Below are 21,966 nucleotides of genomic sequence, written 5' to 3'. Positions count from 1 at the left end.
CCCAATTTTTATGCCGGGCCCGCTTTACTGTAGGAGCGAGCTTGCTCGCGATGGTGGATCAGCCACATTGGTGTCGACTGACACTCCATCGCGAGCAAGCTCGCTCCCACAGGAGTTCCAAGGCGGCCCCGGCTTATTTCCCTCAAAAGAGTTTTAGAAAGGAGTGACACCATGCTGGTGATGCGCCCCGCGCAAATGGCTGATCTGGGCGAGGTACAGCGTCTGGCTGCGGACAGTCCGATTGGTGTCACTTCCTTGCCGGATGACGTTGAGCGCCTGAGCGACAAGATCGCGGCAAGCGAAGCCTCGTTCGCCGCCGAAGTGAGTTTCAACGGTGAGGAAAGCTATTTCTTCGTCCTCGAAGACTCCGCTACCGGCAAGCTGGTCGGTTGCTCGGCCATCGTGGCGTCGGCCGGTTACTCCGAGCCGTTCTACAGCTTTCGCAACGAAACCTTCGTGCACGCTTCCCGCGAGCTGAAGATTCACAACAAGATCCACGTGCTCTCCCAGTGCCACGACCTGACCGGCAACAGCTTGCTGACCAGCTTCTATGTGCAGCGCGAGTTGGTGGGGTCGCCTTGGTCGGAGCTCAACTCCCGTGGCCGTTTGCTGTTCGTGGCCAGCCATCCGGAGCGTTTTGCCGATTCCGTGGTGACCGAAATCGTCGGTTACAGCGATGAAAACGGCGACTCGCCGTTCTGGGATGCCATCGGCCGCAACTTCTTCGACCTCAACTACGCCGAAGCAGAGCGTCTGTGCGGGCTGAAAAGCCGTACGTTCCTTGCCGAACTGATGCCGCATTACCCGATCTACGTGCCACTGCTGCCGGACTCCGCTCAAGAGGCCATGGGCCAGGTGCACCCGCGCGCGCAGATCACCTTCGACATTCTGATGCGCGAAGGTTTCGAGACCGATCACTACATCGACATCTTCGACGGTGGCCCGACCCTGCATGCCCGTGTCTCGGGGATCCGTTCGATCGCCCAGAGCCGTGTGGTGCCGGTGAAGATCGGTGAGCCGGTCAAAGGCGTCGGTCGCCAGTACCTGGTTGCCAATGCCCAGTTGCAGGATTACCGCGCTGTCATGCTCGAGCTCGATTACGCGCCGGGCAAACCGGTGACCCTGGACCTGGAGGCGGCCGAAGCCCTGGGTGTCGGCGAGGGTGCCAGCGTGCGCCTGGTCGCGGTTTAACAGCGACCTGGCCTGATTGCTCGTTTAGAAAGCAGCGAAGTTTCACGGGTGGCGCAAGCGGCCCGTTTGAGGAGATAGCATGATCGTTCGTCCCGTACGCAGCAGCGATTTACCCGCTCTGATCGACCTGGCCCGCAGCACCGGCACCGGCCTGACCACCTTGCCGGCCAACGAAGAGCGGCTGGCCCATCGGGTCGGCTGGGCCGAGAAGACCTTTCGCGGCGAAGCCGGGCGGGGCGACGCGGACTACCTGTTCGTGCTCGAAGATGACGACGGGCGCGTGGTGGGTATTTCCGCCATTGCCGGCGCCGTTGGCCTGCGTGAGCCCTGGTACAACTTCCGGGTCGGTCTGACGGTCAGCGCTTCGCAAGAGCTGAACATCTATCGTGAAATCCCGACGCTGTTCCTGGCCAACGACCTGACCGGCAACTCCGAGCTGTGCTCGCTGTTCCTGCACGCCGATTACCGCAGTGGCCTCAACGGTCGCATGCTGTCCAAGGCGCGGATGCTGTTCATCGCCGAATTCCCGCAACTGTTCGGCAACAAGATCATTGCCGAAATGCGCGGTGTTTCCGACGAGGCCGGGCGTTCGCCGTTCTGGGAAAGCCTGGGCCGGCACTTCTTCAAGATGGAATTCAGCCAGGCTGACTACCTGACCGGCGTGGGCAACAAGGCGTTCATCGCCGAACTGATGCCGAAATTCCCGCTGTACACCTGCTTCCTGTCGCCGGATGCGCGTAACGTGATCGGTCAGGTTCATCCGGACACCGAGCCGGCGCTGGCCATGCTCAAGAGCGAAGGTTTCAGCTACCAGGGCTACGTCGATATCTTCGACGCAGGCCCGGCAATCGAGTGCGAAACCGGCAAGATCCGCGCCGTGCGCGACAGCCAGGCGCTGGTGCTGGCCGTCGGCACACCGGGTGACGATGCCACGCCATTCATCATTCACAACCGCAAGCGCGAGGACTGCCGGATCACTGCCGCGCCTGCACGTCTGGCCGCCGGCACCCTGGTGGTCGACCCGCTGACCGCCAAACGTCTTCAACTCAACGCGGGCGATCAAGTGCGCGCCGTGGCGTTGTCCGCAGCTCGGGAGTCGAAATAATGAAGTCGCTTTACATCGCAGGTGAATGGCTGGCAGGTGGGGGCGAAGCCTTCGAGTCGCTGAACCCGGTGACCCAGCAGGTGCTGTGGTCCGGCGTCGGAGCCACCGCCGGTCAGGTCGAGTCGGCTGTGCAAGCGGCGCGTCAGGCGTTCCCGGACTGGGCGCGGCGCACCCTGGAAGAGCGTATCTCGGTGCTGGAGGCCTTTGCCGCCGCGCTGAAGAATCACGCTGACGAATTGGCTCATACCATCGGCGAAGAAACCGGCAAACCCCTGTGGGAAGCGGCGACCGAAGTCACCAGCATGGTCAACAAGATTGCCATCTCGGTGCAGAGCTACCGCGAACGTACCGGCGAGAAGAGCGGGCCGCTGGGCGATGCCACCGCTGTGCTGCGCCACAAACCCCACGGTGTGGTGGCGGTATTTGGCCCGTACAACTTCCCGGGTCACCTGCCGAACGGCCATATCGTGCCGGCACTGTTGGCCGGTAACAGCGTGCTGTTCAAGCCAAGCGAACTGACACCGAAAGTCGCTGAGCTGACGGTCAAGTGCTGGATCGAGGCTGGCCTGCCGGCCGGTGTATTGAACCTGCTGCAAGGCGCTCGCGAAACCGGTATCGCCCTGGCGGCGAACCCGGGCATCGACGGGCTGTTCTTCACCGGTTCCAGCCGCACCGGCAATCACCTGCACCAACAATTCGCCGGTCGTCCGGACAAGATCCTGGCGCTGGAAATGGGCGGTAACAACCCGCTGGTGGTCGATCAGGTCGCCGACCTCGATGCCGCGGTGTACACCATCATTCAGTCGGCGTTCATTTCCGCCGGCCAGCGCTGCACCTGTGCCCGTCGCTTGCTGGTGCCGCAAGGTGCCTGGGGCGACTCGTTGCTGGCGCGCCTGGTGGCGGTCAGTTCGACCCTCTCAGTCGGAGCCTTCGATCAGCAACCGGCGCCGTTCATGGGCTCGGTGGTTTCCCTTGGCGCTGCGAAAGCGTTGATGGATGCGCAAGAACATCTGCTGGCCAACGGCGCCGTGGCGCTGCTGGAAATGACTCAGCCTCAGGCTCAATCGGCCTTGCTGACCCCTGGCATCCTGGACGTGAGCGCCGTTGCCGATCGTCCTGACGAAGAGCTGTTCGGTCCGTTGCTGCAGGTGATCCGCTACGCTGATTTTGAAGCGGCGATCGCTGAAGCCAACGACACCGCCTACGGTCTGGCGGCCGGCCTGCTGTCGGACTCCGAGGCGCGTTACCAGCAGTTCTGGCTGGAAAGCCGTGCCGGTATCGTCAACTGGAACAAGCAACTGACCGGTGCCGCGAGCAGCGCGCCATTCGGCGGCGTAGGGGCATCGGGCAACCACCGCGCCAGCGCTTACTACGCGGCGGATTACTGCGCGTACCCGGTGGCCTCGCTGGAAACGCCGAGCCTGGTGTTGCCGTCGGCCCTTACGCCTGGCGTGAAGATGGCGTGATGCCCATCGCGGGCAAGCCCGCTCCCACAGGTTCGGTGGCGTTCACATATCTTGTGTACGACGCAATCACTGTAGGAGCGAGCTCGCTCGCGATGGCCGCGACGCGGTCTAAAAGAACAGTTACTGAAGCCTATAACAACAGATTCTCGTGGAGCCTCGCTGATGAAATCCTATGAAGTCAATTTTGACGGTCTAGTGGGGCCGACCCATAACTACGGCGGCCTGTCCTACGGCAACGTCGCGTCCCAGAGCAACAGCCAGCAGTCTTCCAACCCCAAGGAAGCGGCGCTGCAAGGCCTGGCAAAGATGAAAGCGCTGATGGAAATGGGTTTCCAGCAAGGCGTACTGGCACCGCAAGAGCGCCCGGATGTGGCTGCACTGCGTCGCCTGGGCTTTGGCGGCACCGACGCTCAAGTGATCGAGCGCGCTGCCAAAGAGGCGATGCCGCTGCTGGTGGCCAGTTGCTCGGCGTCGAGCATGTGGGTGGCCAACGCGGCGACCGTCAGCCCGAGCGCCGACACCGCTGATGGCCGCGTGCATTTCACCGCCGCCAACCTCAACTGCAAATACCACCGCAGCATCGAACACCCGACCACCAGCCGCGTGCTGGGGGCGATGTTCGCTGACCAGAAACACTTCGCCCACCACGCCGCCTTGCCGGCCGTGGCGCAATTCGGTGACGAAGGCGCGGCCAACCACACGCGTTTCTGCCGTGAATACGGCGAAGCCGGTGTCGAATTCTTCGTGTTCGGCCGCAGTGCGTTCGACACCCGCTACCCGGCACCGCAGAAGTACCCGGCGCGCCAGACCCTCGAAGCGTCCCAGGCCGTTGCCCGTTTGCACGGCTTGAGCGATGACGGCGTGGTCTACGCCCAGCAGAACCCGTCGGTGATCGATCAGGGCGTGTTCCACAACGACGTGATCGCCGTGGGTAATGGTGAAGTGCTGTTCTATCACGAGGACGCGTTCCTCGAGACCGAGAAGATGCTCGCTGAATTGCAGAGCAAACTCGCCAAAGTTGGTGGGAAATTTCAGTCTGTGTGTGTGCCACGTTCCGCCGTCAGCGTGGAAGACGCGGTTCGTTCCTACCTGTTCAACAGCCAACTGCTGTCGCGTCCTGACGGCTCCATGCTGTTGATCGTGCCGGAAGAATGCCGTGGCAACGAGCGTGTCTGGCAGTACTTGCAGGGTTTGACCAGCTCCGGCGGCCTGATCCGCGAAGTGAAAGTCTTCGATCTCAAGCAGAGCATGCAGAACGGCGGTGGCCCTGCTTGCCTTCGACTGCGTGTCGCGCTCAACGAAACCGAACTGGCGGCCGTCAACCCAGGGGTTATCATGACGGCACCGTTGTACGGCACACTGACCGAATGGGTCGAGAAGCACTATCGCGACCGCATGACCGAAAACGATCTGGCGGACCCGCAATTGCTGCTTGAGTGCCGGACGGCACTGGATGAACTGACGCAAATCCTTAAACTGGGCGCGGTTTATCCATTCCAGATCAATTGATCGACGGCGCGCTTCGGGCACGACAGCGCGCCGCTTCATCTCAAACGAGAGCGTAATTACATGAGCGACAAACTGCAGCTGATCCTTGAAGACACTGACGGCACGCAACTGGAAACCTCCTGCACCCGCGTCGCGGTCATGTGGCAAGGCAAAGAGCTGTGGATCCAGCACGATGGCCGCGGCCAACTGCTGATCGGCGTGGACGTCGAAGAAGGCGACGCCGAGTACGCCAACCTGCTGTTGCGCCCATTGGCGACTAATCTGGTAAGTCTGCAACTGGAAATGGAACCGGCTGACCTCGGTGACGACGAGGAACACGTCCACGGCCCGGACTGCAACCACGATCACTAAGGAAACCGCTCTATGCTCGCCCTCGGCAAACTGCTTGAACTGACCCTCGCCGGCCGCGAACCGGCGGAGAAGACTCAACTGACTGTCGAAGGCGTGCGCATGCGCTGGTTGAGCGAAGGTGCGCTGGAAGTCCGGCCACCTGAAGCCCGTGACAACGGCCTGGACCTGCTGCTGTCGGCGGGGATCCATGGCAACGAAACAGCGCCGATCGAATTGCTCGATCGCCTGTTGCACGACATTGCCCGTGGCGACTTGAAGCCGCGTGCACGTATTCTGTTCCTGTTCGGCAACCCGGAAGCGATTCGCAAGGGCGAGCGTTTCGTCGAGCAGGACGTCAATCGGCTGTTCAATGGCCGTCACGAACAAAGCAGCGGTTGCGAAGCCCTGCGCGCCTGTGAGCTGGAACGTTTGGCTGCCAGCTTCTTCAGCCTGCCGGATCGCCAGCGCCTGCACTACGACCTGCACACGGCGATTCGTGGCTCGAAAATCGAGCAGTTCGCCTTGTACCCGTGGAAGGAAGACCGCCAGCATTCGCGTCAGGAACTGGCGCGCCTGCGTGCTGCCGGCATGGAAGCGGTGTTGCTGCAGAACAAGCCGTCCATCGTGTTCAGCTCCTATACCTACGACAAGCTGGGTGCCGAGGCCTTTACCCTGGAGTTGGGCAAGGCGCGGCCGTTCGGTCAGAACGACGGTGTCAACGTGTCGCTGCTGGAGAAGCGCCTCAAGCAGATCATCGAGGGCACCGAACCAGAACTGACTGAGGACGCGCTGGACGGTTTGCAGCTGTACAGCGTGGCGCGAGAAATCATCAAGCACAGCGACAGCTTCCGCCTGAACCTGCCGGCGGACATCGAGAACTTTTCGGAACTGGAAGTGGGTTACCTGCTGGCGGAAGATATCGCCAACACCCGCTGGATCATCGAGGAAGAGGGCGCCCGGATCATCTTCCCGAACCCCAGGGTGAAGAATGGTTTGCGTGCCGGCATCCTGGTCGTGCCGACCACCGACGAAAACCTCGCCTGATTACGGCATTTAACCTCTGTAGGAGCGAGCTTGCTCGCGATGAATCTGAAAACGCCGCGGGGTGCCAGGCTTCCCGCGTTATCGTTGACGACTATCGCGAGCAAGCTCGCTCCTACAAGGTTTTCGGCTTTTAGACAGCTACCGCGCGCGGTTCAGTGCGGCGCAGCGAACGGATTTTCAACAGCGTATCCGCACACGTCTTCGCCGCTTCCTGGCCTTTATGCAGGAAATGCTCGAAGAAGAACTTCTGGTGTTCTTCGCCGGCATGGAAGTGGTGCGGGGTCAGGGACACCGAGAACACCGGCACTTCGGTTTCCAGTTGAACCTGCATCAGGCCGCTGACCACCGACTGGGCAACGAACTCGTGACGGTAGATCCCGCCGTCCACCACCAGGGCTGCGGCGACGATGCCGGCATAACGACCGGTCTTGGCCAGCAACTTGGCGTGCAGGGGCATTTCAAAGGCGCCGCCGACTTCGAAGAAATCGATGTCGGATTCCTGATAACCCTGGGTAATCATTTCGGCGACGAAGCCTTTACGGCTCTGATCGACAATGTCCTTGTGCCAGCAGGCCTGGATGAACGCTACGCGCTCGCCCTGATGGTGTTTGCTTTTGCTGTCGATTGCGGTGGGTTGCATGTTCTGACTCCTGTTTGTGTGAAAAACAGGGCGTTATGAATCGAAGGGGATCTGAGGGTACGCACGCTCGCACGAATGCCGGCGGACGGCCCTTTGTTGTCAATCCCGTTCTCTCTTCATCCGGACTATGACCGTCGGCCCCGGGATCACACCGGGTCTGCTGACCTTGCTGTCAGGCACCGCCGAAGCCGTGCTGTCACCAAGCGCTCGCGGGCTATGCGCATTGCGCGCAATTACCGCCGGTGGGGAGTTGCACCCCGCCCTGAGAACGTTTTTGCCGCCCAAATGTTTGGCGGCGCAGCGTTTTTATCACATATTTGCGGTATGCGCATGACCCCTTTTGGATGATTGTCATCGACTTTTCCGTTGGTTTAATCGGCCTTTTCCTACGCAAGGGTTGATTAATCGTCGCCATGCCCGCAGTAATTCTTTCCTGAAAGGGATTTCCCCTGCTTACCGAGGCCAGATTCATGAGTGTTATCGATCTTCGCAGCGACACCGTCACCCAACCTTGCGCCGGCATGCTTGAGGCAATGACCAAGGCCGCCACCGGCGATGACGTGTATGGCGAAGATCCGACGGTCAATCACCTGGAAGCCGAACTGGCCAGGCGCCTGGGTTTCGCCGCAGCACTGTTCGTGCCGACCGGCACCATGAGCAACCTGCTGGGGTTGATGGCCCATTGCGAGCGCGGTGACGAATACATCGTCGGCCAGCAGGCCCACACTTATAAGTACGAAGGGGGTGGCGCGGCGGTGCTTGGCTCGATCCAGCCGCAACCGCTGGAAGTGCAGGCCGATGGTTCGCTGGACCTGGCACAGGTCGCAGCTGCGATCAAACCGGACGACTTCCATTTTGCCCGCACCCGTTTGCTGGCGCTGGAAAACACCATGCAAGGCAAGGTCCTGCCACTGGAATACCTGGCACGGGCGCGCAGTTTTACCCGCGAGCATGGCTTGCAACTGCACCTGGACGGCGCACGTCTGTACAACGCGGCAACGAAGCTGGGTGTGGATGCCCGGGAAATCACCCAGTATTTCGATTCCGTCTCGGTGTGCCTGTCCAAAGGCCTGGGCGCACCGGTCGGTTCGGTGCTCTGCGGCTCGGCCGAGTTGATCGGCAAGGCCCGGCGCCTGCGCAAGATGGTCGGTGGCGGCATGCGTCAGGCCGGTGTTCTCGCAGCGGCAGGCCTGTATGCGCTGGATAACAACGTAGAGCGCCTGGCCGATGACCATGTCAACGCGCAGTTGCTCGCCGAAGGCCTGCGCGGGGCGGGGTTCGAGGTCGAACCGGTGCAGACCAACATGGTTTATGTGCAGATGGGCGACCAGGCCGAGGCCATCAAGGCCTTTGCCGCCAACCGCGGGATCAAGCTCAGTGCCGCCGCGCGTCTGCGCATGGTCACGCACATGGACGTCAGCCGTGCGCAAATCGAGCAGGTCGTCGCGACATTCGTCGACTTTTCGCGCAAGTGATAGCGTTAGCACTCCAATTGACCGTTTCTATCGTATAAACACGCTGTACCCCGCGCGCAGGGCCGATATAATGCGGCCCTTTGCCGTCGCTTCGTCTGTTGACGTTTCGAACAGGCCTTTGGCCGCAGCCTCCGTGGAAGAACCTAATGAAAAGCGCAGAAATCCGTGAAGCCTTCCTTCGCTTCTTCGAAGAGCAAGGCCACACCCGTGTAGCCTCCAGCTCTTTGATTCCGGGCAACGACCCAACCCTGCTGTTCACCAACGCGGGGATGAACCAGTTCAAGGACTGCTTCCTGGGCCAGGAAAAGCGCGCGTACACCCGCGCTGTCAGCAGCCAGAAATGCGTGCGCGCCGGCGGCAAGCACAACGACCTGGAAAACGTCGGTTATACCGCTCGTCACCACACCTTCTTCGAAATGCTGGGTAACTTCAGCTTCGGTGATTATTTCAAGCGTGATGCCATCAGCTACGCCTGGAACTTCCTGACTTCCGACAAGTGGTTGAACCTGCCGAAGGAAAAGCTCTGGGTCACCGTCTACGCCAGCGATGACGAGGCGTACGACATCTGGACCAAGGAAATTGGGGTTCCGGCCGAGCGCATGGTGCGCATCGGCGACAACAAGGGCGCACCGTACGCCTCCGACAACTTCTGGACCATGGGCGATACCGGCCCGTGCGGTCCTTGCACCGAGATTTTCTACGATCACGGCGCCGACATCTGGGGTGGCCCGCCGGGCTCGCCGGAAGAAGACGGCGACCGTTACATTGAAATCTGGAACAACGTGTTCATGCAGTTCAACCGCACCGCCGATGGCGTGTTGCACCCGCTGCCAGCGCCGTCGGTCGACACCGGCATGGGCCTGGAGCGGATCAGTGCCGTGCTGCAGCACGTTCACTCGAACTATGAAATCGACCTGTTCCAGAGCCTGCTGAGCGCTTCGGCCAAGGCTATCGGCTGCACCAACGACGCCCAGGCTTCCCTGAAAGTCGTGGCTGACCACATCCGTTCCTGCGGCTTCCTGATCGCCGACGGCGTGCTGCCGTCCAACGAAGGCCGCGGCTACGTGCTGCGCCGGATCATCCGTCGCGCCTGCCGTCACGGTAACAAGCTGGGCGCCAAGGGCAGCTTCTTCTATCAGATCGTCGCGGCCCTGGTCGCCGAGATGGGCGAAGCCTTCCCGGAACTGAAATCCCAGCAGGCGCACATCGAACGCGTGCTGAAGGCCGAAGAAGAGCAATTCGCCAAGACCCTGGAGCAGGGCCTGAAGATCCTCGAGCAGGATCTGGCCGAGCTCAAGGGCGACGTGGTGCCGGGCGACGTGGTGTTCAAACTCTACGACACCTATGGCTTCCCGATGGACCTGACTGGCGACATCGCTCGCGAGCGCAGCCTGACCATCGACGAAGAAGGTTTCGAGCGTGAGATGGAAGCCCAGCGCGTTCGTGCCCGTTCCGCCAGTTCCTTCGGCATGGACTACAACAGCCTGGTCAAGGTTGATGTGGACACCGAATTCACCGGTTACACCGCTCACAGCGGTTCCGCCAAGATCGTTGCTCTCTATAAGGACGGGCAATCGGTCGACGTGTTGAGCGAAGGCGAAGAGGGCGTGGTCGTTCTCGATCAGACGCCGTTCTATGCGGAATCCGGTGGTCAGATTGGTGATTGCGGCTTCCTCCAGGCTGGCGCTGCGCGTTTCGACGTGCGCGACACCACCAAGACCGGCGGTGCGTTCCTGCACCACGGTGTGCTGGATTCGGGCAGCCTGATCGTTGGCTCGCCAGTTCAGGCGCAGGTGGATGCCGAGGTGCGTCACGCCACTTCGCTGAACCATTCCGCGACTCACTTGCTGCACGCAGCATTGCGTCAGGTGCTGGGCGATCACGTTCAGCAGAAAGGCTCGCTGGTCGACAGTCAGCGCCTGCGCTTCGACTTCAGCCACTTCGAAGCCATCAAGCCTGAACAACTGAAAGCGCTGGAAGACATCGTCAACGCCGAGATTCGCAAGAACTCCGAAGTTGAAACCGAAGAAACCGATATCGAAACCGCCAAGCAGAAAGGCGCCATGGCGCTGTTCGGCGAAAAATACGGCGACAACGTACGCGTACTGAGCATGGGCGATTTCTCCGTCGAGCTGTGCGGCGGTATCCACGCGAACCGTACCGGCGACATCGGCCTGCTGAAAATCATCAGCGAAGGCGGTGTGGCATCGGGCGTGCGTCGTATCGAGGCAGTCACCGGTGCACAAGCGCTGGCTTACTTGAACGCGGCGGAAGAACAACTCAAGGAAGCGGCCAGCCTGGTCAAGGGCAGCCGCGATAACCTGATCGACAAGCTGTCGGCTGTGCTCGAGCGCAACCGTCTGCTGGAGAAGCAACTCGAGCAGTTGCAAGCCAAGGCTGCCAGTGCCGCGGGCGACGATCTGTCGGCCCAGGCGCTGGACGTCAAGGATGTGAAAGTGCTGGCCGTGCGTCTGGACGGTCAGGATGGCAAGGCGCTGCTGGCGCTGGTCGATCAACTGAAAAACAAACTCGGCCGCGCAGTGATCCTGCTCGGCAGTGTCCATGAGGAAAAGGTCGTTCTGGTTGCAGGCGTAACCAAAGACCTGACTGGCCAACTCAAAGCCGGTGATTTGATGAAGCAAGCCGCTGCGGCAGTGGGCGGGAAGGGTGGTGGTCGTCCAGACATGGCGCAAGGCGGCGGTACCGACGCTGGCGCACTGGATGCGGCACTGGCCCTGACCGTTCCGTTTGTAGAGCAGGGTCTATAAGGCAGTACTTGCGGCCCGCAGTCTAGTGGTGGGCCGCAACGCTGTTTGAGTGATTATTTGGGCGCCCTTCATGGGCAGAGGCGGCTTTGAAATGGCTTTGATCGTACAGAAATTTGGAGGCACCTCGGTCGGCACTGTCGAGAGAATCGAGCAGGTCGCCGACAAGGTTAAGAAATTCCGCGATGCCGGCGATGACCTGGTGGTTGTGCTGTCTGCAATGAGCGGCGAAACCAACCGTCTGATCGATCTGGCCAAGCAAATCAGTGGCGACGGCCAACCGGTTCCGCGCGAGCTGGACGTGATCGTTTCCACCGGTGAGCAGGTGACGATTGCCCTGTTGGCCATGGCGCTGATCAAGCGCGGCGTGCCGGCGGTGTCGTACACCGGCAATCAGGTGCGGATTCTGACGGATAGCGCGCACAATAAAGCGCGTATCTTGCAGATTGATGACCAGAAGATTCGCGGTGACCTGAAGGCAGGTCGTGTGGTGGTTGTCGCCGGTTTCCAGGGCGTCGACGAGCACGGCAACATCACCACCCTCGGTCGTGGCGGTTCCGACACCACCGGCGTGGCGCTGGCGGCAGCCCTGAAGGCTGACGAATGCCAGATCTACACTGACGTCGACGGCGTCTACACCACCGACCCGCGTGTGGTGTCCGTGGCTCAGCGCCTGGACAAGATCACCTTCGAAGAGATGCTGGAAATGGCCAGCCTCGGTTCCAAGGTGTTGCAGATCCGCGCGGTCGAGTTCGCCGGCAAGTACAACGTTCCGCTGCGCGTACTGCACAGCTTCAAGGAGGGTCCGGGCACCCTCATTACTATTGATGAAGAGGAAACCATGGAACAGCCGATCATTTCCGGTATCGCTTTCAACCGCGATGAAGCCAAGCTGACCATCCGTGGCGTGCCAGACATCCCGGGCGTTGCCTTCAAGATTCTCGGCCCGATCAGTGCCGCGAACATCGAAGTCGACATGATCGTGCAGAACGTCGCGCACGATAACACCACCGACTTCACCTTCACCGTGCACCGCAACGACTACCAGGCGGCGCAGGCCGTGCTGGAAAAAACCGCTGGCGAGCTGGGTGCCCGTGAAGTCGTGGGCGACACCAAGATCGCCAAGGTGTCGATCGTCGGCGTTGGCATGCGCTCTCACGCAGGCGTGGCCAGCCGCATGTTCGAATCCCTGGCCAAGGAAAGCATCAACATCCAGATGATCTCGACTTCGGAAATCAAAGTCTCCGTAGTGATCGAAGAGAAGTATCTGGAACTGGCTGTGCGCGCTCTGCACACGGCTTTCGAACTGGACGCACCGGCCCGCCAGGGCGAGTGATGCGTTTGCCAAAAGGCGCGGTCTGACCGCGCCTTTTGTTTTTTTGAATGGCGTGACCCCCGAGACTGTTCTTTTGCTCGCGCTAGTCAATACTCAGGCATGTAGGGCTGCGACCGCTCCGGTTGTGGGTCGAGTGCCTTTTTTTTGCAGACTGTTGTCCCTGAAATGTAATGCGTGAGGAGAAAGGTATGCTGATTCTGACTCGTCGGTGTGCAGAAAGCCTGATTATCGGTGATGGCGAAATCACCGTGACCGTGCTCGGCGTCAAAGGAAATCAAGTGCGCATCGGTGTTAATGCCCCCAAAGAGGTAGCTGTTCACCGGGAAGAAATTTACCTGCGTATCAAGAAAGAGAAGGACGAAGAACCAAGCCATTAATTTTTATCGTTTTTTATGTTTGCAAACGGGGAAGAAGCTGGTTAATATACGCCCCGTGTTGCGGAGAGCTGGCCGAGTGGCCGAAGGCGCTCCCCTGCTAAGGGAGTACACCTCAAAAGGGTGTCGGGGGTTCGAATCCCCCGTTCTCCGCCATTATTTGCGTAGTACGTTGTAATCTGGCTTTTTCGGTAAGTTGTTGAAATTACTAGAAAAAGTGCTTGACATAGAGATTAGACGGCCTATAATGCGCGGCAACAAATGCACTCGTAGCTCAGCTGGATAGAGTACTCGGCTACGAACCGAGCGGTCACAGGTTCGAATCCTGTCGAGTGCACCATTTAAGAGTTAGTTACAGCAATGTAAGTAACTTGGTTTCAACCAGTTGTGATCTGGTATAAAAACACAAATTGCACTCGTAGCTCAGCTGGATAGAGTACTCGGCTACGAACCGAGCGGTCACAGGTTCGAATCCTGTCGAGTGCACCATACAACAGAAAGCCCGCATTTAATGCGGGCTTTTTGCCGTCCGGGATTTGGCTTTTCCTTTCGTGCATCCCCTCTCGTCGAACTCCACCTGTGCACTACGACCTCGCAGGGTGTCGTAGCGGTAGCTCGTGGCTGAATTTCGAATACTGATCCTGTCTGGCTTGCCGAGGGCGCTTTCGACGTCTTGCTGGCTCATGCCGGCGATCACTCGCTGATTGATGATCGCCTCCCGGCGCTCCCTGGCATTGATCAGGTTTCCACACTTGTCCTGCGCCTGACCGACCACGGTCGGCTCTCTGCTTCGAATTTTCATACCTGATGTTTCGCGGGGCTCGGCTGGCGGCATAAGCGCCATCGTGCTGCCAGGTGTAAAGGCACGGGCGTCCTGAAGTGAAATATTCTCTCCCGCGGCACAGCCCAGTGTGGTGAAGGTAATGCGCCCATTGGCAGCCTCACAGCGCTGAACGGTGGTGGCGACCGCCAAGGGCAGGGGGCTGAGCAGGGTGAAAACCAAAAAGAATTGAGCAACTGATGGCATCAGGCGTCCTCCGTGACGTTCCTTTTCAAGGGTAGCGGCTACAATTTTCGAAGGGGTGTGTGTTTTCTTTTCGGAATACGTCGTCGCATTTTCATGGATCAGGCCGATGCTCAGGTTTGTTGTGCAAGCGCTTGTTTCAGCCGAGATTTTTTAACGTTTAAAACCGTCAGGCGGTGTATCATTGCGCCCGTCAGCCCCGCCGGGGCTTGTGGAATACCTCCATGGACTTACCCAGTAGTTACTCAGTACCCCGTTTCACCAATCATGAATTGACTGATTGATCCTTCCGGCGTGCCCCGCTGCTGGGAGTGGAGTTCGCCTATGTCCGAAGTTGAAGTAAAGAAAACGCAGGAAAGCTTGCAGGATCGCCTGGCTCAGGTGGTTGAGTTGCTGCAGCGCCAGCGAGTTGTAGAAGACCTGACTCACCGCCAGGAAGGCCCGCATCATGACCGGGTCGAGAACCTGGTCCACCGGCAGAACCTCGTCGAGTTGCAACGCAAGCTCGATGACCTGCACTCCGCCGACGTCGCCTACATCCTTGAAGCCTTGCCGCTGGACGATCGTCTGACGCTCTGGCAACTGGTCAAGGCCGATCGCGACGGCGACATCCTTCTTGAAGTATCCGACTCGGTCCGTGAATCACTGATCGCCGACATGGACGATCACGAGCTCCTGGCAGCCGCCAAGGACATGGATGCCGACGAACTCGCTGACCTGGCCTCCGAGCTGCCGCGAGACGTCGTCCATGAGCTCATGGAGACCCTCGACCAGCAACAACGCGAGCGCGTGCGTTCGGCTCTGTCCTATGACGAGGAGCAGGTCGGTGCGCTGATGGACTTCGAGATGGTGACCATCCGCGAGGATGTCAGCCTTGAAGTGGTCTTGCGTTACCTGCGCCGTCTCAAGGAGTTACCGGGCCACACCGACAAGCTGTTCGTGGTCGATTACGACGGCGTGCTCAAGGGCGTGTTGCCGATCAAGCGTTTGCTGGTCAACGATCCGGACAAACAGGTTTCCGAGGTGATGGCCAGCGATCCGGTGAGTTTCCACCCGGACGAAGACGCCTACGATGCCGCCCAGGCATTCGAGCGTTATGACTTGATCTCCGCACCCGTGGTCGACAAGAACGGCAAGCTGATCGGCCGTCTGACCATCGATGAAATGGTCGACCTGATCCGTGAAGAGAGCGAAAGCGAAGTTCTCAACATGGCGGGTCTGCGTGAAGAAGAAGACATTTTTGCATCGGTCTGGAAATCCCTGCGTAACCGTTGGGCCTGGCTGGCGATCAACCTGATTACCGCGTTCGTGGCTTCTCGGGTCATCGGTTTGTTTGAGGGTTCGATCGAGAAGCTCGTGGCGCTTGCGGCGTTGATGCCGATCGTGGCGGGGATCGGTGGTAACTCGGGTAACCAGACCATCACCATGATTGTTCGGGCCATGGCGCTGGACCAGGTGAGCACCGGCAATACCTCGCGCCTGATGCGCAAGGAATTGGCGGTAGCGCTGATCAACGGCGTGATCTGGGGCGGGGTGATCGGTGTGGTTGCCTACCTGCTCTATGGCAGTTGGTCTTTGGGCGTGGTGATGACCGCCGCGATGACGCTTAACTTGCTACTGGCGGCGTTGATGGGGGTTTTGATCCCGATGACCCTGGCGAAGATGGGGCGCGACCCGGCGATGGGGGCCAGCGTGATGATCACGGCCATGACCGACAGCGGCGGCTTCTTCATCTTCCTGGGGCTGGCGACAATCTTCCTGCTCTGAAACCTTGTTCATCGAAAACCCGTCTTTGGCGGGTTTTTTTGTGCCCGGATTTCAGGCAAAAAAAAGCCAGCGATCAGGCTGGCTTGGGCTTACTGGCAGAATCAGGAAGCGTCGGCGGTCATTTCAGCGTCATGGGCGATCAGCGAAACAAGGGCGTTCTGCTGTCGATGGGAGAGCTGGCGGAAGCGCTGCAGCAACTCCCGTTCGTGCAAGGAAAGCTCCGGGCTGTCCAGGCGCATGCTCAACTCTTCTCCCAGTGCGCCTTCCTGAATAAGACTCTGCTCAAGGCGCGCAATGATTTCGGAGTTCATGCTGCGATGATGATTGCGAGCCACCTCGGCAATGCGTTCACGCATTCCGTCTGGCAGACGTACGACGAACTTGTCAGCCGTACGGCTGGAATAAATTGCCTGTTTCAATGGGCGCATATATTTAACCGGTTAGTTCAGGGGAGCGGTTTTCGGGATTGGCCGCAGGATGTCTGGTAGGACAAGCGCTCTGACCAAATGTTCAACCTGAATTGATAGAGGCGCGCATCATGCCTCAAAGCAGCCAGATCCTTGGCGCCAATTATGTGACAAATATTGAACCGAATAAAGGCGTTCTGCCAGCACCAATTATCAGAAACGCGGACTGGTTTGAAAAGTTCGACCAGGCCGCATCGCTTATCGCTTTCTCCACCCGACGAAAGGTTGCCGGTGGGCAGGAAAAAGTGAACTCGGACCCTGTTCCTTGTCTTTTATAGGATAGTGGCAAATTGCCGATTTACTAGGGGAAGTCGTATAGGGGGAGTGAATTCAAGATGGGTGGCAGGCCCTTGCAGCGGGTCTGCCATGTCAGGATCAACGCAGTACCGGATCGAACTTGATCTTGCGCCCGGCGATCAATGCGAGCACGAACAGCGTGCTGAATACGCCACAGGCGATCAGGGGGAGAGTGACGACCATGTCCTGGGTCAATGACAGATGGAAAATGCCGCTCAACAAGGCGAGGGTGAAGAAACTCGCGGCTGATCTGGACATGCTGTGCTCCTGGTAAAGGTCATTCAAAATACCAAACGTTCGGCAGACGGAGCCGGCATCAGGATGTTTTCCTGGTCGATCTCCTGACTGACCAGGCTGTGCCGGTCGCTCGTCACTGCCAGCTGCGGTGCCTTCTGCAACTGAAGGTAATGCGGCATACGTTGGGCAACCTGCGTAGCGCTGCTCTGGGGAACAAAATGAACGCCTGCTAAAACCACCAGTGCGATTGCAGACAAGAGTGAAAGGGCGCTCTTCATGGGGCGTACCTCGGTTGTTCTGTGAAAACAGCAGAAGCAGCTCGCATGCCAGAGTCTATCGACAATTAAATTCTTTAAAAACAATGAATTAAGTTATTTTTGGTAAAGCGCCATATTGCATTTTGCAATGGTGGCTTTTTGCAGTGATGCAATTTGCATGGTAAACAAGTCCGCGCCCGGCCGAGGCGTCTGCCTACACTTAAAAAGCCTACGGACGACATGACAAAAGCCAGCCCGGCCGTTAACATGCACGCCGTCCATCGCACCGCGTATCGTCGCGGTCAACCTGTGTCTCAGTAGCTCAATTGGATAGAGCATCCCCCTCCTAAGGGGAAGGTTGGCAGTTCGAACCTGCCCTGGGACACCATATTTTTCAGCTCCCTCCGCCTGTTTCAACGCTTCCTTTTCACGACTTGTAGATAAAGTTCTGCAAGTTCAGGCGCCTTGGATTTATCGAAGCCTTCAACTCTGCCTTCGCGCCTTTCCGCCTTCTCTCCCACGTAGTCTGAATCTCCCATCCCGTCTGGGAGTGCGCGGGGGAGTAGGTTCAGGTTGGTGCGGCAGGATTTACCGGGAACGAAATCAGTATTGCGGGCACTCAGTCCCGGGCCACCGACAAGGACGGCGAAACGGTGACGGCCTAACCCTTAAAGTGGGGGAGGCCGTCTTGTATCGACTTGAAATTCAATCCAGTTCTACCCAGGCGGACTCGGTTGGTGCTTCGTTGGTGAGCCCGTGTTTGAGCGCATACATCAACAAGTCGATGCGGTTGATGAGATCCAGCTTTTGATAGATGTTGCTGAGGTGGTTGTGCACGGTGTGCTCGCTGATCCCCAGGCGCCCGGCGATGCTCACATATTTGGCGGACGGTTCGCCCACGATGGCGCGAATCAGTTCTCTCTCGCGCAGCGTCAACCGCGCCTGTTTCGCCCGCTCCAGATTGCATTTCATGGGTGTATGTCTGGACGCGGCATAGCCGGAAAGGCCGCCAGCCCAGGCTCTATCCATTGCGATGTCGCTATGGTGGACCTTGAGGATGGCCTGGATGATCGATTCCGTCGGGTCTTCCGCCAGCACGATGCCGCGAGCGCCAGCCTCTATCGCCTGGGCGGCGGGGACGACTTCGTACAGGCCCTTGAGCAGCAGCACTTTCATTTCGGCGCTACGGGTGAGTCCCGCGACGACATCCAGAGGGTTCAGCGCATCCGGAAAGAAACTGAAAAAAATGACATCGGGCCGCAGCTGATCGGCAAGATCCAGCGCCTGGGTATAGGTGGTGGCCTGTCCTGTCACTTCCATGCAGGGCATTCTGGCATTGATCAAGTCGTGAAGGCCCTTGAGTACGAGGGGGCGACAATCGATCAACATCACGCCAATTGGCTCTTTTTGGTCAGTCATGATCTTCCTGACCTCCTTGAAAAACCAATGATGGCCTCCACCCGCTGGCCTTCCCGGGTCAGCAACTTGCTCACCGGGGCGCAGCGATTGAAGAATGGATTCGAACGCCGGGAGGCCATGATGATGCCCGCCCAGGCATTGGCAACCAGCGACCCGGGGGCCATTTCCATCAACAGCACTGGCACGTGGGGCGAACTTTTCCATAAGGCAGGCAAAGCCCGGGAGAGAAGTTCAATACAAATAATTATCAGTGGTTTACGCATGATGATGTGCTCCCTCCCGCCTCTCAACTGATTCTAGGTCAGCCCGGAGCGCTGCCAACCTGTCCATCCGTCAGTCCTCGATACAAGCCCGGTGCGGACAGACCTGAGCGATGTACTCAAGGAGGGGAGTAAACCTCGAAAATCAAGGTATTAGGCTCGCCATGGGTGGCCAATGGCCAAGGTCTGATCCGGATTGCGTTCGTCAATTAATCGACGAGTGGTGTTCACTTAGGAACGCTAATATCAGCTTAGTCAATTTATCGGCGATCCCTGTCTGGTCAGCCACCGGCATTTGCGGGTGTTCATGTATCGCTGGTGTTCATGTATCAGCACTTTTTCGTGCGCGAGGTCTCGTTTTCAGTAAGGCCTACACCTATTCAGAACGGGCGTAGGGGAAGGTTCTCAAGGGAATGCCATGGCTGGCCGATAACACGGGCAGTCAGGGACTTGTTCGTCTCTTCCGGTCGGCATGGGGCGCACTGTCTATGAGAAGGTGTTTGATAGCCTAGTGCCACCCGTTATCATCTGCGCGCCAAAACAGGGGCTGCGAAGCTGAGTCCGTCCGTGTATTTGCCTTTGGGTTCTTCTTCTTAAATTGCCTGGAAATCTTCGATGCTGTCGTATCACCAAAAGCGTTTTCTGATCGTCGATGATTTCTCGGACTTCCGCAGTTCGGTCAGGTCGATGTTGCGCGAACTGGGCGTCAAGGAAGTGGACACTGCCGATACCGGTGAGCAGGCGCTGAAAATGTGCTCGCAGAAGGCCTACGACTTCATCCTGCAGGACTTTCACCTGGGTGACGGCAAGAAGAACGGCCAGCAGGTGCTCGAAGACCTGATGGAAGAAAAGCTGATCAGCCATGAGGCGGTATTCGTCATGGTCACCGCCGAAACCAGCCAGGCCATGGTGCTCAGTGCATTGGAGCATGAGCCCGATGCCTACCTGACCAAGCCGTTCAATCGTTCCAGCCTGGCCCAGCGCCTGGAGCGCCTGGAGCAGCGCAAGACTCTGCTCAAGCCGATCCTGCAGGCCCTCGACCGGGGCAAGCCGATGGAGGTGCTCAACGCCTGTATCGCCCTGTGCAAACAAGATATTCGTTACTCGCCGTTGTGCCTGCGCTATCGCGCCGATGCCCTGCGCGATCTGAATCAGAACGAAGCGCTGGAGCGCCTCTATGACAGCATCATCGCCGACCGCCCGTTGCCATGGGCGTTTGCCGGGTTGGGCAAGTTGCTGTTCAAGCGCGGTCAGGTCGGGCAGGCCAAGGGTATTTATGAGAAAGCCTTGAAAGTCTTCCCGATGATGCCGTCGCTGTATGACGGCATGGCGGATGTATTGGTCGCCGAAGGGGACACCAAGGGGGCGCAGCGCGTCCTGGAAGAGGCGATTCGCCTGTCGCCGCTGGCGGTGCGCCGCCAGGCGTTGCTGGGCAAGCTGGCGATGACCAACGAGGACTTCGACACGGCGGCCAAGGCCTATCGCCAGGCTGTAAGCCAGGGTGCGCAGTCGCGGTTCAAGGATGCCGAGAGCAACCTCGGCCTGGCCCATGCATTGATCAGCAAGGGCAGCGAACGGGGCCTGGACACGCGGACCCGTCTGGAAATCAACACCACATTGAGTGCCGTGGCCAAGGAAAACCCTTCCGATCCGGGCCTGCAAATCCGCGCGCGCCTGATGAAGGCCACCAGTCTGTTGCTTAACGACGCCGAGACGGCCGACAAGCTCACCGAGCAAGCCTTGCTGCGTCTGGACGGCATGGAGCAATTCATGAGCGCCGAAGCGGCGTTGCTGGTGGCCAAGCAACTGAAACTGCTCGGGCAGACAGAGGCCGGTACCGCGATGCTGAAAAACTGCGTGGAAATCTACGGCGACGATCCGGTGGTCATGAAGGACATCGCCAAGCAGACCGACGACCCGAGCATCCTCAATTCCGGCAACGCCGCCGCGGAACTCAACCGTCAGGGCGTGCGCGTGTACAAGACCGGCAACCTGGTGGAGGCCCGGCAGGTATTTCGCAGGGCCCTGGCGATGCAACCGAAGAACATCAGTATCGCCCTGAACATGGCGCAATCGTTGTTGCACGGCACCGATACCAGCGTTCCCTCGGCAGAGCTTGAGGAGTGCCGGGTCTGTCTGAAAATGGTCGGCCTGATGCCCGACACCGACGCGCGCTATCCGCGTTACCAGAAGCTGAAAAGCAAGGCGCTTGGCCAATGAACGACAACGAACCGGCACTGGATTTCTCCACGGTGATCGCCTCGACCGTGCATGATATGAAGAACTCGCTGGCCATGCTGATGCAGGCCCACAGCCAGTGGCTGGGGCGATTGCCGGAGTCGGCGCGGCAGGCGCCGGAGCAGGGCGTAATCGACTTCGAATTCGCCCACCTCAACGGCATGCTGGTGCAGTTGCTGGGGCTGTACAAGCTCGGCGTCAACCAGATGCCGCTGCAACCGGCCTACCATGAACTGGACGACTTCATCGAAGCGCAACTGGCCTGTCATCAGGAGGTGTTCGCCAGCCGCGGGATCATGGCCACCTATGAAGTGGACCCGCTGAGCCCGCTGGGTTTCTTCGACCGTGAGTTGATCGCGTCGGTATTGGCCAACTGCATCAACAACGCCATTCGCTTTGCACGGCATGCCGTTTTGATCAGCGTCAGCGACGAAGCCGGGCAACTGGTGTTGACCATCAATGACGATGGCGAGGGGTATCCGGCGCAGATGATCGAACGTCAGGTCGATTACGTGCAGGGTATCAATCAAAGCACCGGCAGTACCGGGCTGGGCTTGTACTTTGCCGGGCGAATTGCCGCGCTGCATCAGCGCAACGGCGTGGGTGGGCGTACCGAAATCAGCAATGGCGGGCCGTTGGGCGGAGGGGTGTTCCGCCTTTACCTGCCCTGACCGACAGCATTTTTTTCGACGCTGCTTGAAATTCCGAACACGTGGAGCCTATTTTGTACGGTCGCCGTTCGCGGCCCGCACAATAACAAGGATA

Annotated in this window: 21 protein-coding genes, 4 tRNA genes and 1 riboswitch; of the genes, 18 read left to right on the top strand and 7 right to left on the bottom strand. The window is 59.1% G+C overall.

Features of this window, described 5'->3' with window-relative positions; translation table 11 throughout:
- The first annotated feature begins 171 nt into the window (after nt 1-171).
- The 6 genes from aruF (at nt 172) to astE (ending at nt 6,645) form a co-directional block, all read left to right on the top strand.
- A complete protein-coding gene (gene aruF / locus J4D25_RS18840) occupies nt 172-1,191 on the top strand; it encodes an arginine/ornithine succinyltransferase subunit alpha (protein ID WP_046042322.1) in 1,020 nt (339 codons plus the stop codon).
- 79 nt (nt 1,192-1,270) lie between these two features.
- Complete coding sequence (astA, locus tag J4D25_RS18835) at nt 1,271-2,296, top strand: arginine N-succinyltransferase (RefSeq protein ID WP_057713611.1); 1,026 nt, start codon at nt 1,271-1,273, stop codon at nt 2,294-2,296.
- A complete protein-coding gene (gene astD / locus J4D25_RS18830; protein ID WP_198530256.1) occupies nt 2,293-3,762 on the top strand; it encodes a succinylglutamate-semialdehyde dehydrogenase in 1,470 nt (489 codons plus the stop codon). Before astA ends, astD begins: the two co-directional genes overlap by 4 nt.
- 162 nt (nt 3,763-3,924) lie before the next feature.
- Nucleotides 3,925-5,271: an N-succinylarginine dihydrolase gene (astB, locus tag J4D25_RS18825; RefSeq protein ID WP_057713613.1), complete on the top strand. Its 1,347-nt coding sequence runs from the start codon at nt 3,925-3,927 to the stop codon at nt 5,269-5,271.
- A gap of 60 nt (nt 5,272-5,331) precedes the next feature.
- Entirely contained in the window at nt 5,332-5,622 is a 291-nt protein-coding gene (locus tag J4D25_RS18820) for a hypothetical protein (RefSeq protein ID WP_008057983.1), read from the top strand.
- A 12-nt stretch (nt 5,623-5,634) separates the two neighbouring features.
- On the top strand, nt 5,635-6,645 hold the full coding sequence (astE, locus tag J4D25_RS18815) for a succinylglutamate desuccinylase (RefSeq protein ID WP_057713614.1): 1,011 nt from the start codon (nt 5,635-5,637) through the stop codon (nt 6,643-6,645).
- 130 nt (nt 6,646-6,775) lie between these two features.
- Here the strand turns inward: astE and J4D25_RS18810 are convergent, their stop codons facing one another.
- Nucleotides 6,776-7,285: a 6,7-dimethyl-8-ribityllumazine synthase gene (locus tag J4D25_RS18810; protein WP_057713615.1), complete on the bottom strand. Its 510-nt coding sequence runs from the start codon at nt 7,283-7,285 to the stop codon at nt 6,776-6,778.
- Nucleotides 7,286-7,388: 103 nt separating this feature from the next.
- Nucleotides 7,389-7,559, bottom strand: a riboswitch (FMN riboswitch).
- A gap of 196 nt (nt 7,560-7,755) precedes the next feature.
- Between J4D25_RS18810 and ltaE the strand changes: the two genes are divergently transcribed.
- From ltaE to J4D25_RS18775, 7 genes are all read left to right on the top strand, one after another.
- Entirely contained in the window at nt 7,756-8,760 is a 1,005-nt protein-coding gene (ltaE, locus tag J4D25_RS18805) for a low-specificity L-threonine aldolase (protein WP_057713616.1), read from the top strand.
- Nucleotides 8,761-8,906: 146 nt separating this feature from the next.
- Nucleotides 8,907-11,528, top strand: a complete 2,622-nt coding sequence (gene alaS / locus J4D25_RS18800) for an alanine--tRNA ligase (protein ID WP_057713617.1) — start codon at nt 8,907-8,909, stop codon at nt 11,526-11,528.
- Between the two features lie 91 nt (nt 11,529-11,619).
- Nucleotides 11,620-12,861 carry an aspartate kinase gene (locus J4D25_RS18795; RefSeq protein WP_007971040.1) on the top strand — a complete coding sequence of 414 codons (1,242 nt, stop codon included), beginning with the start codon at nt 11,620-11,622 and terminating at the stop codon, nt 12,859-12,861.
- 188 nt (nt 12,862-13,049) lie between these two features.
- Nucleotides 13,050-13,238 (top strand): carbon storage regulator CsrA, encoded by a 189-nt coding sequence (gene csrA / locus J4D25_RS18790; RefSeq protein ID WP_002554426.1) that lies wholly within the window; start codon nt 13,050-13,052, stop codon nt 13,236-13,238.
- Between the two features lie 62 nt (nt 13,239-13,300).
- Nucleotides 13,301-13,391, top strand: a tRNA-Ser gene (locus J4D25_RS18785).
- Between the two features lie 107 nt (nt 13,392-13,498).
- Nucleotides 13,499-13,575, top strand: a tRNA-Arg gene (locus tag J4D25_RS18780).
- Between the two features lie 72 nt (nt 13,576-13,647).
- Nucleotides 13,648-13,724, top strand: a tRNA-Arg gene (locus tag J4D25_RS18775).
- A 19-nt stretch (nt 13,725-13,743) separates the two neighbouring features.
- On the opposite strand, the gene J4D25_RS18770 is transcribed toward J4D25_RS18775, so the two are convergent.
- The gene (locus J4D25_RS18770; RefSeq protein ID WP_057713618.1) at nt 13,744-14,262 is read right to left on the bottom strand and encodes a hypothetical protein; all 519 of its coding nucleotides are present in this window, start codon (nt 14,260-14,262) and stop codon (nt 13,744-13,746) included.
- Nucleotides 14,263-14,583: 321 nt separating this feature from the next.
- Between J4D25_RS18770 and mgtE the strand changes: the two genes are divergently transcribed.
- The gene (mgtE, locus tag J4D25_RS18765; RefSeq protein WP_007971042.1) at nt 14,584-16,026 is read left to right on the top strand and encodes a magnesium transporter; all 1,443 of its coding nucleotides are present in this window, start codon (nt 14,584-14,586) and stop codon (nt 16,024-16,026) included.
- A gap of 101 nt (nt 16,027-16,127) precedes the next feature.
- On the opposite strand, the gene J4D25_RS18760 is transcribed toward mgtE, so the two are convergent.
- Nucleotides 16,128-16,454, bottom strand: coding sequence for an Arc family DNA-binding protein (locus J4D25_RS18760; protein WP_008066583.1), 327 nt, complete (start codon nt 16,452-16,454; stop codon nt 16,128-16,130).
- 110 nt (nt 16,455-16,564) lie between these two features.
- Here J4D25_RS18760 and J4D25_RS18755 point away from each other — a divergent pair, with 110 nt between their 5' ends.
- A complete protein-coding gene (locus tag J4D25_RS18755) occupies nt 16,565-16,771 on the top strand; it encodes a hypothetical protein (RefSeq protein ID WP_079246716.1) in 207 nt (68 codons plus the stop codon).
- 97 nt (nt 16,772-16,868) lie between these two features.
- Here J4D25_RS18755 and J4D25_RS18750 read toward each other — a convergent pair whose 3' ends face one another.
- Nucleotides 16,869-17,048: a PA3371 family protein gene (locus J4D25_RS18750; protein WP_057713619.1), complete on the bottom strand. Its 180-nt coding sequence runs from the start codon at nt 17,046-17,048 to the stop codon at nt 16,869-16,871.
- A 23-nt stretch (nt 17,049-17,071) separates the two neighbouring features.
- Nucleotides 17,072-17,305 (bottom strand): hypothetical protein, encoded by a 234-nt coding sequence (locus J4D25_RS18745; RefSeq protein ID WP_057713620.1) that lies wholly within the window; start codon nt 17,303-17,305, stop codon nt 17,072-17,074.
- Nucleotides 17,306-17,595: 290 nt separating this feature from the next.
- Between J4D25_RS18745 and J4D25_RS18740 the strand changes: the two genes are divergently transcribed.
- A tRNA-Arg gene (locus J4D25_RS18740) sits at nt 17,596-17,672 on the top strand.
- 317 nt (nt 17,673-17,989) lie between these two features.
- On the opposite strand, the gene J4D25_RS18735 is transcribed toward J4D25_RS18740, so the two are convergent.
- Together J4D25_RS18735 and J4D25_RS18730 are read right to left on the bottom strand one after the other, a co-directional pair.
- Nucleotides 17,990-18,703 carry a response regulator transcription factor gene (locus J4D25_RS18735; protein ID WP_057713621.1) on the bottom strand — a complete coding sequence of 238 codons (714 nt, stop codon included), beginning with the start codon at nt 18,701-18,703 and terminating at the stop codon, nt 17,990-17,992.
- Nucleotides 18,700-18,966 carry a hypothetical protein gene (locus J4D25_RS18730; RefSeq protein ID WP_079246718.1) on the bottom strand — a complete coding sequence of 89 codons (267 nt, stop codon included), beginning with the start codon at nt 18,964-18,966 and terminating at the stop codon, nt 18,700-18,702. The genes J4D25_RS18735 and J4D25_RS18730 overlap by 4 nt, the downstream gene beginning before the upstream one ends.
- 612 nt (nt 18,967-19,578) lie before the next feature.
- Between J4D25_RS18730 and J4D25_RS18725 the strand changes: the two genes are divergently transcribed.
- Complete coding sequence (locus tag J4D25_RS18725) at nt 19,579-21,183, top strand: tetratricopeptide repeat-containing response regulator (protein WP_057713623.1); 1,605 nt, start codon at nt 19,579-19,581, stop codon at nt 21,181-21,183.
- On the top strand, nt 21,180-21,872 hold the full coding sequence (locus J4D25_RS18720) for a sensor histidine kinase KdpD (protein WP_057713624.1): 693 nt from the start codon (nt 21,180-21,182) through the stop codon (nt 21,870-21,872). Before J4D25_RS18725 ends, J4D25_RS18720 begins: the two co-directional genes overlap by 4 nt.
- The last annotated feature ends 94 nt before the right edge of the window (nt 21,873-21,966 follow it).

Source organism: Pseudomonas sp. GW456-L13 (assembly GCF_017350115.1).
GTDB classification, from domain to species: domain Bacteria; phylum Pseudomonadota; class Gammaproteobacteria; order Pseudomonadales; family Pseudomonadaceae; genus Aquipseudomonas; species Aquipseudomonas jessenii.
Note: the sequence above shows the minus strand (reverse complement) of the source record. Positions and strands in the feature narration are given on the sequence as shown.

Excerpts from the sequence above, each read along its gene's own strand:
- J4D25_RS18760 (WP_008066583.1), bottom strand. The coding sequence starts at position 16,454 with ATGCGCCCATTGAAACAGGCAATTTATTCCAGCCGTACGGCTGACAAG.
- alaS (WP_057713617.1), top strand. The coding sequence starts at position 8,907 with ATGAAAAGCGCAGAAATCCGTGAAGCCTTCCTTCGCTTCTTCGAAGAG.
- J4D25_RS18755 (WP_079246716.1), top strand. The coding sequence starts at position 16,565 with ATGCCTCAAAGCAGCCAGATCCTTGGCGCCAATTATGTGACAAATATT.
- ltaE (WP_057713616.1), top strand. The coding sequence starts at position 7,756 with ATGAGTGTTATCGATCTTCGCAGCGACACCGTCACCCAACCTTGCGCC.
- J4D25_RS18735 (WP_057713621.1), bottom strand. The coding sequence starts at position 18,703 with ATGACTGACCAAAAAGAGCCAATTGGCGTGATGTTGATCGATTGTCGC.
- aruF (WP_046042322.1), top strand. The coding sequence starts at position 172 with ATGCTGGTGATGCGCCCCGCGCAAATGGCTGATCTGGGCGAGGTACAG.
- astB (WP_057713613.1), top strand. The coding sequence starts at position 3,925 with ATGAAATCCTATGAAGTCAATTTTGACGGTCTAGTGGGGCCGACCCAT.
- J4D25_RS18750 (WP_057713619.1), bottom strand. The coding sequence starts at position 17,048 with ATGTCCAGATCAGCCGCGAGTTTCTTCACCCTCGCCTTGTTGAGCGGC.
- J4D25_RS18730 (WP_079246718.1), bottom strand. The coding sequence starts at position 18,966 with ATGCGTAAACCACTGATAATTATTTGTATTGAACTTCTCTCCCGGGCT.
- mgtE (WP_007971042.1), top strand. The coding sequence starts at position 14,584 with ATGTCCGAAGTTGAAGTAAAGAAAACGCAGGAAAGCTTGCAGGATCGC.
- astA (WP_057713611.1), top strand. The coding sequence starts at position 1,271 with ATGATCGTTCGTCCCGTACGCAGCAGCGATTTACCCGCTCTGATCGAC.
- J4D25_RS18820 (WP_008057983.1), top strand. The coding sequence starts at position 5,332 with ATGAGCGACAAACTGCAGCTGATCCTTGAAGACACTGACGGCACGCAA.
- J4D25_RS18810 (WP_057713615.1), bottom strand. The coding sequence starts at position 7,285 with ATGCAACCCACCGCAATCGACAGCAAAAGCAAACACCATCAGGGCGAG.
- J4D25_RS18720 (WP_057713624.1), top strand. The coding sequence starts at position 21,180 with ATGAACGACAACGAACCGGCACTGGATTTCTCCACGGTGATCGCCTCG.
- J4D25_RS18725 (WP_057713623.1), top strand. The coding sequence starts at position 19,579 with ATGCTGTCGTATCACCAAAAGCGTTTTCTGATCGTCGATGATTTCTCG.
- J4D25_RS18745 (WP_057713620.1), bottom strand. The coding sequence starts at position 17,305 with ATGAAGAGCGCCCTTTCACTCTTGTCTGCAATCGCACTGGTGGTTTTA.
- J4D25_RS18770 (WP_057713618.1), bottom strand. The coding sequence starts at position 14,262 with ATGCCATCAGTTGCTCAATTCTTTTTGGTTTTCACCCTGCTCAGCCCC.
- csrA (WP_002554426.1), top strand. The coding sequence starts at position 13,050 with ATGCTGATTCTGACTCGTCGGTGTGCAGAAAGCCTGATTATCGGTGAT.
- J4D25_RS18795 (WP_007971040.1), top strand. The coding sequence starts at position 11,620 with ATGGCTTTGATCGTACAGAAATTTGGAGGCACCTCGGTCGGCACTGTC.
- astE (WP_057713614.1), top strand. The coding sequence starts at position 5,635 with ATGCTCGCCCTCGGCAAACTGCTTGAACTGACCCTCGCCGGCCGCGAA.